This is a genomic window from Kitasatospora sp. NPDC002522 (genome assembly GCF_053595195.1).
The window spans coordinates 172154-185656 of the sequence record NZ_JBSFXE010000010.1 but is presented as its reverse complement, the minus strand read 5'-3'; the positions used below and the strand labels follow the sequence as shown (position 1 = coordinate 185656).

The following is a 13503-nucleotide window of genomic DNA, read 5'->3' as shown; positions in this document are numbered from 1 at the left end:
GGGTACGGCCGTTGGTGCGGATGGGCAACGCTCGCCATCACCTCGGCCGCCACCTTCCCCTGGGAGATTCCTTGCGCACCTTCGGCAAGCTCGGCAAGCTCAACCGCCTCGGACTGGCCGCCGCCGCGGCCCTGTCCCTCGCCCTCGCCGGGCAGTCCGCGGCCTCCGCGGCGACCACCCCCGCGCCGACGACCTCCAACGTCACCTACTACCTGTCGCTCGGCGACTCGCTCGCCCAGGGCTACCAGCCCGGCCTGGGCAACACCAACCAGGGGTACGCGGACCAGCTGTTCGCCAAGCTGTCGCAGACCCGCCCCGGGCTGCGGCTGGTGAAGCTGGGCTGCACCGGCGAGACCAGCGTGACCTTCGTGGCCGGCGGGCACTGCGCCTACGACGGCTACTCCAGCCAGCTGGCCGCGGCGGAGGCGTTCCTGTCCTCGCACCGCGGCCAGGTCTCGTTCGTCACGCTCAACATCGGCGCCAACGACCTCAACGCCTGCGCCGGTCCGACCGGCGTGGACGCCGCCTGCGTCCCCGGCGCGCTGAGCACCGTGCGCACCAACCTGACGGCCCTGCTGGCCCGGCTGCACATCGCCGGCGGCAAGAGCCCCGTGTACGTGGGCAACGGCACCTACGACCCGCTGCTGGCGACCTGGCTGACCGGCCCGGCCGGGCAGACCGTGGCCGCCCAGTCGGTCCAGGTGGTCGGGCAGTTCAACACGCAGGAGGCCGCCGACTACGCCGCGGAGGACTTCCGCACCGTCGACTCGGACCAGCTCTGGCACACCGCCGACTTCACCAGCACCATGACGCTGCCCGGCGTCGGCACCGTCCCGCTCAACGTCGGCCTGATCTGCGCCTACACCACCCAGTGCACCGCCGCCCGCGACCTGCACCCGACCCCGGCCGGCTACGGGCTGATCGCCGACGCCTTCCTCGCCACCATCAACTCCGCTGCCGGCTAAAGAGACTCGCCCGGCTCCCGGACGCCGGAATCCGCCGGAAGGGCCCCGGCGCGGGTGATCCACCCGCGCCGGGGCTCGCCGCGTCAGGGCGTCAGTGCCCGAACGAGAACCAGTTGAGGTTGACGAAGTCGGCCGGCTGCCCGCTTTTGAAGGTGAGGGAGACGTCGTGGGTGTCGGCACCTGGACGAAGAGAACAACACCCGCGGCCAAGAACGGCCGCACCTACGCCGCGATGTCCTTCTCGCTGGCCCAGGCGTCGACCGTGACCGTCCCCGCCCACCTGGAGGGCGCGCGGATGTACCTGTCCGTCGGCTCGCCGATGTACATCCCGGTCTCGCCGGACGACGCGGGCTGGGGCGGGCCCGATCTGCTCAACCCCGCCGACCCGAACAGCGACGTGTACTTCGACTGGTACGAGTTCACCTACCAGTACGGCGTGATCCCGTTCGGGGGCAACACCACCCAGGTCGACATGTTCGGCTTCCCCGTCACCGCCCGGCTGGAGCAGACCGCCACCGCCTACGACCAGACCGTCGGCATCGCCCTGACCCGCGATCAGGTCCTCGCCCAGTACGGCTCCGCCGTCGGCGCGGCCTTCCGCCCGCTGGCCGGCGCCGACTGGATCACCGCGCCGCGCAGCGCGTCGGCGTTCCGCCCCGGGGGCGGCCAGGCCGGCTACCTGCAGCCCGCCATCGACCAGGCCTGGGCCTACTACACCGCGAACCAGTTCACCCTGACCCGGCTGAACCAGACCTTCTCCAGGCGGGTGACGGGCGGCCGGCTCCAGTTCACCAAGGACGGCGTCGGCCCGTTCTACCTGAGCAAGCCCACCACCGCGGACGTGATGGCCTGCTCCGGCGCGCTCGCCTCGGCCGGCATGGCCACCACCGAGCTGGAGCTCGGCGCGGAGTTCTGCGCGGCCTTCAACCGCGGCGTGGCCCTCGACACCGCCAAGTGGTACGCCCCGTCCGCCTACTACCCGGCGTCCGGGACGAAGAACGACTACGCGGGCTTCTTCCACACCGTCGGCCTCGGCCACCGCGCCTACGGCTTCGCCTACGACGACATCGACGACATCGACGACATCGACGACATCGACGACCAGAGCTCGGTGCGGATCCTGCCCAACGCCAACCCGCCGAGCCGGCTGACCATCGGGATCGGCTGGTAGCACCGCACGACGCTGCGGCCCGACCGGTCGGTGAGTCCCATTCACCGACCGGTCGGGCCGCAGGGTGCGGTCAGTGGCGCTGTGGCTGCGGCCGGGCGAAGTCCTCGGCCACCATGGCGGCGAGGTCGAAGTAGGCGGCCCGGGTCTTGGGTCGCATCAGGTCGAGGTCGATCTCGGCGCCGAGCGAGAGGTGCTCGTCGAACGGGACCACCACGACGCCGCGGCAGCGGCTCTCGAAGTGCGCGACCACGTCGTCGACGCGCAGCAGCTTGCCGGTCTCGCGGACGCCGGAGACCACGGTGACGGCGCGTTCGGCGAGCTCGTCGAAGCCGTGGGCCTCCAGCCAGTCGAGGGTCATGCTGGCGCTGGTGGCACCGTCGACACTGGGGGTGGCCACCACCACGACCTGGTCGGCGAGTTCGAGCACGCCGCGCATCGCGCTGTAGAGCAGGCCGGTGCCGGAGTCGGTGAGCACGATCGGGTACTGGCGGCTCAGGGTGTCCATCACCCGCCGGTAGTCCTGGTCGTTGAAGGTGCGGGAGACCGCCGGGTCGGTGTCGTTGGCGAGGATCTCCAGGCCGCCGGACATCTGCGACGTGAAGCGGCGGATGTCCATGTAGGTGTCGAGGTCGGGCAGCGCGGAGACCAGGTCGCGGATGGTCGCGTCGGTCTGCCGCTCGACCCGGCGGCCGAGCGTGCCGGAGTCGGGGTTGGCGTCGATCGCGATGACCCGGTCGGCGCGCTCCCCGGCGAGCATCGCGCCGAGCACGGCCGTGGTGGTGGTCTTGCTGACGCCGCCCTTGAGGCTGATCACGGCGATCCGGTAGCAGCGCTGCAGCGGAGTGCGGACGGTGCGGAGCTGGTCGGCGTGCGGACGTCCGCCGACCAGGCCGGTGAACCTGCGAAGGCCGCCGCGCGGGTTGGGCTGTTTGCGGATCAGCTTCTCGGAGGAGAGGTCGACGGCGGCCGCACTTCCCAGCGGCGCCCGCTCGGTCCGCGGCGGGCCGACGGGCCCGGCCTCGGCATCGGTCCCGCCATCGGTCGGAGCGGGAACGGCGGCGGCAGCAACGGCAGCGGCCGGAACGGGCGAAGGAGCGGGAGGCGCCGCCGGCAGGGGCGGCGCCACGGCCACGGTCGGCACCGCGGGCGGTGCCTGCACCACGTGCGGCGCCTGCACCGTGTATGCCGCCTGCACCGGCATCGGCGACACCATCTGCCCGGGCAGCGCGGGCGAGGCGAGCGGCCCGGGCGGCACCGCCACCACGGGCGTCACGGCGTCGACCGGTCCCCCGGCCGCAGGCGACACGACCGGAACGACCGGAACGACCGGAGCAACCGGAGCAACCGGAACGGTCGGACCGGGCGGGGCGACCGTTCCCGGTGGCACGAGCAGCCCGGCCGGCACGACGACCGTGCCGGCGGCTTCCGGCTGCACGGGCTTCAGCGTGGTGCCGAACGCGTCCAGCACGACTCCCGACTCCTGGGGGGTGGCGGGGCGCAGCGAGGCGGCGAGCCAGCCGGCCGGGCCGTAGTCGGGAGCACCCGCCCAGTCCCAGCGGCCGCCCTCTTCGAGCCGCTCCACACGGGAGTCGGCGCCAACCTGTTCGATCGTCACCGGGGCATCCTTCCTTCGTTCCCCATCTGCCTTCAGGGGGTAGAACGGAGCCGCCCGCATCTCCCGTTCACCGGGTGGTCGCGGGCGGCTCGAGTCGTGCGTTCACGGTGCGTCGAGTGATCCGACGGCTGGTGCGCCGTCGGATCCGGCCGCTGGCACGCCATCAGATCCGGCGGCGCGCCCGGCGGGTGAGGTAGGCGGCGCCGAGGCCGCCGCCGAGCAGGACGGCGCTGCCACCGACCACCACCGCCGGGTCCTCCATGCCGGTGTACGCGAGCTGCTGCGCCGGCGGCTTGGTGGGCGTGGGACTGGGCGTCGGCGTGGGGGTCGGGGTGGGCGTCGGCGTGGGCGTCGGGCTGGGGCTGTGGGTGGGGCTCGGGGTGGGCGTCGGGGTGGCCTCCTTGCAGCGCTTCTCGTCGGCGAGGGTGACCGAGGTGCTGAGGTTCTCGCCCTTGTCGGTGACGGCCTTGAAGGTCCACACGGTGCCCGCGCCGTTGTAGTGCACGGTCTTCTCGGTCTTGCCGTGGCCCTCGACGTGTCCGGTGACCTTCTCGGTGGTCTTGTCGTTGGTCAGCGTGAAGTCGATCCCGGCACTGTACGTGTCACTGACGGTCAGCACGATCTTGCCGGGGTCGTTGCGGCAGGTCGCGGTGAGCGTGATGCTCCCGGCCGGCCAGGCGAAGGCGGTGCTCGCGCCGCCCACGGTGATGAGCGCGGTCGTGCCGAGCACGACGGCGCCACGAAGGCGATCCATGGTCGCTCCTGTCGAAGTCGGGTGCCGCGGCGGGGCGGCATCCGCAAGAACGGCACCCGGCGACCGGCGGTTCAGCGGGGCCACGTCCTCGCCTTGCGGCAGCGCGCCTCGAGGGTCGCCCGGGAGCCGGCCCTCGGCTCGGACGTCCCCTGGCGCGGGACCCGCGGTGAACCGCCGCCGCTCCTCGGTCCGTGGTGAGGGATGTGCGGTCCTCGCGTCCTTCTGCCCCCGTCGTTCGCGGCGGACCGCACACCGCCCGGAGTGATCCGACGGCGGCGTCTCCCCTCCGCCGTCGGCCCCTGTGCTCCGGGCTCGTAGGCCCCGGTCCCGCCGTTCCCCGTGCGGTGGGCCGGGGCCCTCGCGTTTTCCGGGCCCAGTCCGCTCTCTCGGATCTGGCCGAAGAGCGGCCCGGCTCGGCGGCGCGGTCCGATCCGGGGGGACGACGAGCGAGAGGCAGACCGGTGACTCGGCAATCGTGCGATGGGAACGGCGCCCGCGGTGTGGGCGACGAGCTGTTCGAGGAGGCGTTGGCGGTGGTCGGCTCGCCAAGCGGGCTCCGGGTGCTGCACGGGCTGGCCGCGCGCCGCGACCGGGAGCGGCAGCGGGCCGACCGCCGGCTGCACCGGGAGCTGGCCGCGGACGGTTTCGGCGGGCCGCGCTTCGAGCTGGTGGCCGCCGAACTCGCTTGCTACGCACTGCCGTTGGTGCTCGCCGCGCTGTACGCAGGCCGGCTGCCCGGGCCACGCTCGGCCCGCCTGGCGGCTGCCGAGTGCGAGGAGACGGCCTACCTGGCGGTGGCCCGGGCGGTGGCCCGGCTGCGCGCCAAGGGCCTGCCCGTCGGCGACCGCCCGGGGAGGCCGGCCCGGCCGCCGGGCAGGCCCTTCCGCAAGGCCACGCGCAAGTCCTCCACCCGCAAGTCCACCCGCACCGCGAGCGGCACCCCGAGCCGCACCGCCACCCGAGCGGTCACCGGCGCTGCCGCCGCCAAGGCCGCCCGCACCGCCCTCGGCCGCGCGATGTCCGCAGCCCCGGTCGGAGCGAACGCCAGGACCGCCACCGCGGCGCGACGACCGGCGCGGCAGGCCGGGTTGAAGGCCGGGTTCCTGCGCTGGGTGGAGCACGAGGTCCGGGTGGTGCTGCGTCGACCCGGCGGGGTGGACCCGGAGCACCGGGCGCTGTTCCACGGCTTCGGGGTGTGGGAGTCCTCACCGGGGGACCCGTTCGCCAACGAGCGCCTGCAGACCGTCGGCCGGGAGCGGTTGGTGGAGTTGCTCGCTCCGCTCGACCACGACCGTGCGGGGGCGGTGCTGGCCCGGGTGCAGGGCTGGAGTTCGGCGGAGATCGGCGAACAGTTGGCGGTGTCGTCCAAGGTGCGGCTGCCCTTCGGCCGGCCGGCCGGCCGCCGGTCCGGGGTGCTGCGCGACCGGTGCACGGGCCTACCGACGGATGCCGAGGACACCGATCTGCGCGAGCGCCACCAGCGGCTGATCGCCTCGACCAGGTCCGCGGTGGCTGCGCTGACCAGGGCGCTCCCGGACGCCCGGTACGAGCACGAGATCCAGCGCTGGGCGGAGCTGCTGTGCCTGGTGCGGCTGCGGTTGGAGCTGGCGGACGGTCAGGAGATCGCGACCGGCGACGGGCTGGGCGAGGTGCTGCAGTTCCTGGAGCTGCTGGAGGCGTCCTCCCTGGGCACGCCCGGGGCGCTCGCACTGCGCCGTCGCACCGGGCCGGCGGCGCTCGGCCGGATGGCGATGCTGGCGCCGGCCCACGGTTGGTCGGGGATCGCGACGGACGAGCCCGGCCGGGCGGAGCTGTGCGGCTGGGCGGAGCTGGTGCTGAGCCTGCCCGGTGAGCAACTGCTGTTGCTGCCTGTGGAGTTCTCGTACTCGGCAGCCGATCCTCACTTCGTCCGCAGCACCTTCCACTTCGAGCCCGGCAGCCACCCGGTGTGGGAACTGCCGCGCGAGGTGCTGCTGGAGGGGCTGCAGCGGCCGGCCGGCCTGCTGGCGGTCAAGGCCCGGCCCGAGGTGTACGCGGGCCGGGCGGTGGTGCACGTGCTGCTTCAGGGTCCGGACGGGCACTGCGTGCTGCTGGTGCCGCGGGCGTTCCTGGAGCTCTTCCTCGAGCGTTCGCTGGCCTTGGCGCCGGCCGGCACGGAGCACGCCGCCCTCGACGTCGACGCGCTGCTGCGCAGTTCCGCGGACGAGATCTGAACCCGTGTCGGCCGGGCCGCCGTGTACCGGTTTCGTAAGATCGCCGAGCCTGAAGGGCGCCCGTCATGGATGTGCCGACCCCAGTTCCGACCCCCGGCGCCCCGCGGCGGAAGGTCGCCGTGATCGGCTCCGGCGTGGCCGGGTTGACCGCCGCCTACCTGCTGCAACGCGCCTACGACGTCACCCTGTTCGAGGCCGACGACCGCCTCGGCGGGCACGCCCACACCCACGACCTGCCGACGCCGAGCGGCCCCGTGCCGGTCGACTCGGCGTTCCTGGTCCACAACGAGCGGACCTACCCGCAGCTGACCCGGCTCTTCCGCGAACTCGGGGTGCGCACCTTCGACACCGAGATGAGCATGTCGGTCACGTGCCGCGGCTGCGGCCTGCAGTACGCGGGCGGCCGGGGGCTGCGCGGCCTGCTGCCCCACCCCGGGGCGGCGGCCCGGCCGCGCTACCTGCGGCTGCTCACCGAGGTGCCGCGCTTCCACCGCCTCGGCCGCGCGCTGGCCACCGCGCCCGCCGGCTCGGACGAGCCGACCCTCGGCGAGTTCCTTCGACTCCACGGCTTCGACCGGTACTTCACCAACCACTTCGTGGTGCCGCTGGTCGCCGCGGTGTGGTCCTGCCCGGCCGGGCAGGCGCTGCACTACCCGGCCCGCTACCTGATGGCCTTCCTGGCCAACCACGGCCTGCTGCGGGTCACCGGCTCCCCGGTGTGGCGGAGCATCGAGGGCGGTTCCCGCGCCTACGTCGAACGGGCCGTCAAGGACCTCACCGCGGTGCGCACCTCGACCCCGGTGCGAGCGCTGACCCGCCACCGCGACCGGGTCGACGTACGCGCCGACGGTGAGCTGCTGCCCTTCGACGCGGCCGTCGTCGCCGTCCATCCGGACCAGGCGCTGCGCCTGCTCACCGACCCGACCGGCGACGAGCGGGCGGTGCTCGGCGCGATCGGCTACGCCCCGAACCGGGCCGTGCTGCACACCGACGGCTCGGCGCTGCCGGGCCGCCGCTCCGTGCGCGCCAGCTGGAACTACCTGGTCGACGGCTGCGCCACCACCGGCGGCGCCGAGGTGCGGATCAGCTACGACGTCAAGCGCCTGCAACGCCTGGACATCCCCGGCGACTGCGTGGTGACCCTCGGCGACCGCCCGGTCCGACCCGGCGCCGCAGTCGCCGAGATGACGTACCGTCACCCGGTCTACACCCCGGCCTCGGTGGCCGCGCAGCGCCGGCTCCCGGAGCTGGACACGGCCCGCACGGTGTACGCGGGGGCGTACCACGGCTGGGGATTCCACGAGGACGGCTGCGCCTCCGGGGTGCGCGCGGCCGCGGCGCTCGGGGTCGGCTGGTGAGGGCGCTGACCCGGCCGCTGCCGGGCGCCGCGCTGTACCCGTGCACGATCACGCACGTCCGTACCGCGCCGATCCCCCACGCCTTCCGCCACCGCGGCTACCTCTGGCTGGTCGACCTGGACCAACTGCCGCGCCTGCCCCGGCCGTTGCGTCCGCTGGCCCGCTTCGACGCCCGTGACCACCTGACCGGCGGCGACCTGCCCCGCGGACGCCGGTCCGCCGCCGGGGCGTCGATCCGGGCGACCGTGCAGGCCGAACTCGCCCGGCACGGCGTCGACCTGGACGGCGGCCGGATCCTGATGCTCACCCAGGCCCGGGTGCTCGGCCACGTCTTCAACCCGCTGACCCTGTACTGGTGCCACCGCCGGGACGGCTCGTCGGCCGGCGTGCTCGCCGAGGTGCACAACACCTACGGCGGGCGGCACACGTACCTGCTGCACCCGGACGAGCGCGGCCGGGCCACCGCCGCCAAGGACTTCTACGTCTCTCCGTTCCACCCGCCGGTGGGTGAGTACCGGATGACCGTGCCCGAGCCCGGCGCCGACCTCGCCCTCTCGGTGGTGCTGAAGCCGCCCGGCGGGCGGCAGTTCACCGCCGCCGTGCGCGGTGTGCGCCGCACCGCCACTCCGGCCGCGCTGCTGCGGCTGGCCGTACGCCATCCGCTCGCCCCGCTGGCCGCCGCCGCCCGGATCCGCCTCCAGGGCGTCCGGCTGTGGCTGGCCGGACTGCCCGTCTTCCCCCGCCCCGCCCGCACCGCCCGCACCGTCCCCGAGGGAGTCCGACGTTGACCACGCCGACCCGCACCCGTGCGCAGCACGCCGCCGCCCTGCCGCAGCCGAACGCCGACCGCTGGCCGGACGTCGCCCGCGTCCCGCGCGCCCCGCTGCGAGCCCGCGCCGCCTGGGCGGTGTTCACCCGCGCCGTGCGTGACCTCCCGCTCTCCGTCGAACTGCCGCCCACCGCCGAGCGGCCCGGCACCGACGGCCGGCTCGGTGCCGGCGGTCCGGTGCTGCGGGTCCACCGGCCGGCGGCGTTCGCGGCGCGGCTCGGCACCGGCGGCCTGGTCGGCTTCGGCGAGTCCTACCTGGCCGGCGAGTGGGATGCCGACGACCCCACCGCGGTGCTGACCGTGCTCGCCGAGCGCCTGGACGGTCTGGTGCCGCCGGTCCTGCAGTCGCTGCGCCGCCTGGTGCTGCCGCGCCGCCGGCTTGAGCGGCACGGCACCGTGGAGGCGGCCAGACGCGACGTGTCCGCGCACTACGACCTGTCCAACGACCTGTTCGCCGCCTGGCTGGACGAGTCGATGACCTACTCGGCCGCGCTGTTCGACACCGACCCGGCGGGCCGGCCGGTGGCCGCCCCCGAGCTGCTGACGGCCGCTCAGCACCGCAAGATCGACCGCCTGCTGGACGCCACCGGCGTCGGCCCGGGCGTGCGGGTGCTGGAGATCGGCACCGGCTGGGGCGAGCTCGCCCTTCGCGCCGCCGCCCGCGGTGCCGACGTGGTCTCGCTGACCCTCTCCCACCAGCAACGCGACCTGGCGCGGCAGCGGATCGCCCGGGCCGGCCTGGCCGACCGGGTCGCGGTGGAGCTGTCCGACTACCGGGAGGTCCGCGGCCGCTACGACGTGATTCTCAGCGTCGAGATGATCGAGGCGGTCGGCTACCGCTACTGGCCGGTCTACTTCCGCACCCTGGACGAGCGGCTGGCCCCCGGCGGCCGGATCGGCCTGCAGGCCATCACCATGCCGCACGAGCGGATGCTGCGGGCCCGCGACACCTTCACCTTCATCGACAAGTACGTCTTCCCCGGCGGCCAGCTGGTCTCCACCGAGGCCGTCGACCAGCATCTCGCCGCCACCTCGCTGCGGGTCACCGACCGGCTGTCGATGGGCGCGCACTACGCCGAGACCCTGCGGCTGTGGCGCGAGGCGTTCACCGCCGCCGCGCCGGCGATCGACGCGCAGGGCTTCGACGAGACCTTCCGCCGGATGTGGACGCTCTACCTCGCCTACTCGGAGGCCGGGTTCCGCTCCGGGTTCCTCGACACCTACCAGCTGCTGATCGAACGGCCCTGACCACCCACCGGCAAGGAACCCAGCGCATCCATGGCACTTCTCCTCCTGCTCGTCGGCGTCGCCTTCTGCGGGCTCGCCGCGCTGGCGCTGCGCCCGCCAGCCGACGCCCCGAAGACGGTCTTCCTCGCCGTCCTGGTGACGGCCGAACTCGCCCCGACCTGGCTGGCCGCCGATGCCTTGCTGACCACGGCGCTGGCCGCGGCCGGGGCGCTGGACCGGACGGCCGGCCTGGTCGGCCTCGCTGCGGCGGCGCTCGGCGCGGCCGGCCTGCTCCGGGTCGTCGCGCTCGCCCACCGCACCCCGGCGGTGCTGCACGCGGCGGGGCTGCCCCCGGCGGGCGGCCCGCCCCTCGCCGGACGGATCGTCACCCGCGACGTGGTGTACGCCGAGGTCGCGGGCGTCCCGCTGCACCTCGACGTGTACCGGCCCGCCGCCGACCCGGTGCCGGAGCGGCTGAGGCCCGGCGTCCTGTACCTGCACGGCGGCTCGCTGCTCGACGGCGACAAGCGCAGCCAGGGCGGGCCGCTGCTGCGCCGTCTGGTCGCGGCGGGCTGGGTCGGGCTGAACGCCAACTACCGGCTCAGCCCGCAGGTCGCCTTCCCCACCCAGCTGGCGGACTGCAAGCGGGCGATCGCCTGGTACCGCGCCCACGCCCGGGAGTTCGGTGCCGACCCGGACTTCCTCTGCGTCACCGGCGGCTCCGCGGGCGCCCTGCTGGCCGCCCTGGTCGCGCTCACCCCGGACGACCCGCGCTACCAGCCGGGTTTCGAGGAGGTGGACACCTCGGTCCGCGCCGCCGTGACCCTGCACGGCGTGTACGACGTCACCGACGCCCGGGAGACCTGGCGTCCGCTGTGGCTGCGCCGGCTGGAGCAGCAGATCATGCAGGTCCCGCTGGACCGCGATCCGGGCGCCTACACCGCCGCCTCCCCGGTCCACCGGGTGCACGCCGCGGCGCCACCGTTCCTGGTCCTGCACGGCGCGGAGGACTGCCTGGTCCCGGCGTCGGGCGCCCGCCGCTTCGCCGACCGCCTGCGCGCGGTCTCCGCCGAACCCGTCGCCTACGCGGAACTGTCCGGCGCGCAGCACATGTTCGACGTCTTCCCGTCCCGCCGCACGGCCGCCGTGACCGACGCGATCACCGCCTTCGTCGACCTCCAGCACCGCCGCTACCTGGGGCGCGAGGTGGAGTGACGGGCCGTCAGTCGCGGTCGTGCTCGCGTTCGGGCAGCGCCCACAGGTGCTCGCACACCGCCAGGTCGGCGGCGGCCATCCGAGCCCTGGTCCGTTCCCGGCGGACCGACACCGTCTTCGCCGCGAACCAGCCGAGCAGCGAGCAGACGTGCAGCGCGAGCACGGCCAGCAGGCCCGCCTTCGCCGTCACCGCCCGACCTCCGTGCGTTCCGCCGCGCGCGGCAGCCGCACCACGGTCTGCACCGGCATCATGTCGAGCTCGGCGACCCGCACGTCGGTGCCGGTGTGCGGCGCGTGGACCACCTTCCCGCCGCCGATGTAGAGGGCGACGTGCGAGCCCTGGTGATAGAAGACCAGATCGCCCGGAGCGATTTCCGACACATTCACCCGACGCCCGGTTCCCAGCTGGTCCCAGGTGGTTCTCGGCAATTCCACACCGGACTTTCCGTAGACGAACTCGATCAGGCCGGAACAGTCGAAGGAATCGGGCCCTTCGGCCCCCCAGCGATACGGTTTCCCGACCTGCTCCAGCGCCAGCCGGACGGCCCGTTCGCCCCGCGCCTCGGTCACCGGCTCGACCACGGTCTGGGCCGCCGGCTGCGCGGCGGGCGGCGGTACCACAGGCAGTCGCTGGACTCCGTGGTCGGCGCCGCGCAGCTCCGGACGGTCCGTCAGATCGGTTGTCAGCTGCGGACGTTCACCGCCCCGGCTCGCGGTGCCGAGCTCCCAGCGCGGGGCCGGCGCCGCCGCCGTGCCGGCATGGTCGGGCGCCGACCGGCCCTGTGCGGGGGAACTCGAGGCCAGCCCCGCGGCGGTGAGCGCGAACACCGCCACCGCACGGACCAGCGAGTTCTGTCGGGTCATTCGGGTTTCCGCCATGCGGGTTCACCTTCTCCGGATCGTGATATCTGCTCCGTTCCCGTTGACGTCCCGCCAACCCCCGCCGGTTCACCGGGAATTCTCCCCGACCACCGACTGATACGCTCAATCACTCTCCGACGGAAGGGAATTCTCCATGCACCGCGCACTCGTCACCGGCGCCACCGGCACGGTGGGCAATCTGGTCGCCCGGCGGCTGCTCGCAGACGGCATCCAGGTCCGCGCGCTGGTCCGCGCACCCGGCCGGGCGGCCGCGCTGCTGCCCGCCGCGGTGGAGCTGGCGGCCGGCGACGTCACCGACGAGGCGAGCGTCCGGCAGGCCGTCGCGGGCTGCGACACGGTCTTCCACGTGGCCGGCCTGCCGGAGCAGTGGCTGTCCGACCCGGGCGCCTTCGAGCGGGTCAACCTCGGCGGCACCCGCCACCTGGTCGCCGCCTCCCTCGCCGAGGGCGTCCGGTGCTTCGTCCACACCAGCACCATCGACGCCCTGGAGCGCAGCCCCGGCGTCCCGTTCGACGAGAGCCGGCTGGCGAGTGGCCGCCTCGGAACCGCCTACCAGCGCTCCAAGCTCGCCGCGGACGAGCACGTCACCGAGGCGGTGCTCCGCGACGGGCTGCCCGCCCGGATCGTCCACCCGTCCGCGGTGTACGGCCCCGGCACGGTCGGCACCACGCTCAACCAGGTCCTGCTCAAGCTGCTGCGCAACCAGGTCCCCGCGCTGCCGCCCGGCGGCCTGCCCGTCGTCTACGCCCCGGATGTCGCCGAAGGCCACCTGCTCGCGGCCGCCGCGCCGGTCGGCTCCCGCTACATCCTCTCCGACCAGTACCTGACGCTCCGTCGGATCGCCGAGCTCGTCGCCGCCGCGGCCCCCGGCGCCAAGGTCCCGCCCACCATGCCCGCCCCCGTCGCCAAGGCCCTCGCCGCCCTCGGCGAGTCCGCCGCCCGCCTGCTGCGCCGTCCCCCGCTGCTCGCCAGCGGCGAACTCCACTTCCTGCTCTCCCACCCCCTCCCCGACGCCACCCGTGCCCGCACCGAGCTGGGCTGGACCACCACCCCGCCCGCCGAAGCCGTCCCCCGCACCGTCCAGGCCCTCCTCGCCTGAGCCCGCGTCACGCCACCCCGGCCGACCGCCGGGAGCACACGGCCCGGCTCCCCGACCGTCCGCCCGGCCCGCCGCAGGCGCCCGGAGCTACGTCCCCAGCCGGCGAAGCAGCCGCGTGCGCACGTCACGGCATTCCCCCCCACCCCCGGTGAGGGCGCCGAGCGTGGAGGGCCGC

11 protein-coding genes and 1 pseudogene are annotated in these 13503 nt (G+C 74.4%); 8 read left to right on the top strand and 4 right to left on the bottom strand.

Annotated elements, in window-relative coordinates; translation table 11 throughout:
• Window positions 1-71: 71 nt before the first annotated feature.
• Both ACWD4U_RS11525 and ACWD4U_RS11520 read left to right on the top strand, forming a co-directional pair.
• Window positions 72-965, top strand: a complete 894-nt coding sequence (locus ACWD4U_RS11525; protein ID WP_363459575.1) for an SGNH/GDSL hydrolase family protein — start codon at window positions 72-74, stop codon at window positions 963-965.
• Between the two features lie 166 nt (window positions 966-1131).
• Window positions 1132-2136 carry a beta-1,3-glucanase family protein gene (locus ACWD4U_RS11520; RefSeq protein ID WP_449787168.1) on the top strand — a complete coding sequence of 335 codons (1005 nt, stop codon included), beginning with the start codon at window positions 1132-1134 and terminating at the stop codon, window positions 2134-2136.
• Between the two features lie 85 nt (window positions 2137-2221).
• On the opposite strand, the pseudogene ACWD4U_RS11515 reads toward ACWD4U_RS11520, so the two are convergent.
• Window positions 2222-3457 (bottom strand): annotated as a pseudogene (locus tag ACWD4U_RS11515) (MinD/ParA family ATP-binding protein); the annotation flags it as partial.
• A 457-nt stretch (window positions 3458-3914) separates the two neighbouring features.
• The gene (locus ACWD4U_RS11510) at window positions 3915-4505 is read right to left on the bottom strand and encodes a hypothetical protein (RefSeq protein WP_363459572.1); all 591 of its coding nucleotides are present in this window, start codon (window positions 4503-4505) and stop codon (window positions 3915-3917) included.
• A 500-nt stretch (window positions 4506-5005) separates the two neighbouring features.
• Here ACWD4U_RS11510 and ACWD4U_RS11505 point away from each other — a divergent pair, with 500 nt between their 5' ends.
• From ACWD4U_RS11505 to ACWD4U_RS11485, 5 genes are all read left to right on the top strand, one after another.
• The gene (locus ACWD4U_RS11505) at window positions 5006-6718 is read left to right on the top strand and encodes an SsgA family sporulation/cell division regulator (RefSeq protein ID WP_363459570.1); all 1713 of its coding nucleotides are present in this window, start codon (window positions 5006-5008) and stop codon (window positions 6716-6718) included.
• Window positions 6719-6783: 65 nt separating this feature from the next.
• On the top strand, window positions 6784-8076 hold the full coding sequence (locus tag ACWD4U_RS11500; protein ID WP_363459568.1) for an NAD(P)/FAD-dependent oxidoreductase: 1293 nt from the start codon (window positions 6784-6786) through the stop codon (window positions 8074-8076).
• Window positions 8073-8864 carry a DUF1365 domain-containing protein gene (locus ACWD4U_RS11495; protein WP_363459566.1) on the top strand — a complete coding sequence of 264 codons (792 nt, stop codon included), beginning with the start codon at window positions 8073-8075 and terminating at the stop codon, window positions 8862-8864. The genes ACWD4U_RS11500 and ACWD4U_RS11495 overlap by 4 nt, the downstream gene beginning before the upstream one ends.
• Window positions 8861-10153: a class I SAM-dependent methyltransferase gene (locus tag ACWD4U_RS11490; protein WP_363459564.1), complete on the top strand. Its 1293-nt coding sequence runs from the start codon at window positions 8861-8863 to the stop codon at window positions 10151-10153. Before ACWD4U_RS11495 ends, ACWD4U_RS11490 begins: the two co-directional genes overlap by 4 nt.
• 30 nt (window positions 10154-10183) lie before the next feature.
• Complete coding sequence (locus ACWD4U_RS11485; protein WP_363459562.1) at window positions 10184-11347, top strand: alpha/beta hydrolase; 1164 nt, start codon at window positions 10184-10186, stop codon at window positions 11345-11347.
• A 7-nt stretch (window positions 11348-11354) separates the two neighbouring features.
• Here ACWD4U_RS11485 and ACWD4U_RS11480 read toward each other — a convergent pair whose 3' ends face one another.
• A complete protein-coding gene (locus ACWD4U_RS11480) occupies window positions 11355-11537 on the bottom strand; it encodes a hypothetical protein (RefSeq protein ID WP_363459560.1) in 183 nt (60 codons plus the stop codon).
• Window positions 11534-12226: a C40 family peptidase gene (locus tag ACWD4U_RS11475; protein WP_363459558.1), complete on the bottom strand. Its 693-nt coding sequence runs from the start codon at window positions 12224-12226 to the stop codon at window positions 11534-11536. The genes ACWD4U_RS11480 and ACWD4U_RS11475 overlap by 4 nt, the downstream gene beginning before the upstream one ends.
• Window positions 12227-12362: 136 nt before the next feature.
• Here ACWD4U_RS11475 and ACWD4U_RS11470 point away from each other — a divergent pair, with 136 nt between their 5' ends.
• On the top strand, window positions 12363-13328 hold the full coding sequence (locus ACWD4U_RS11470; protein ID WP_363459556.1) for an SDR family NAD(P)-dependent oxidoreductase: 966 nt from the start codon (window positions 12363-12365) through the stop codon (window positions 13326-13328).
• Window positions 13329-13503: the final 175 nt, after the last annotated feature.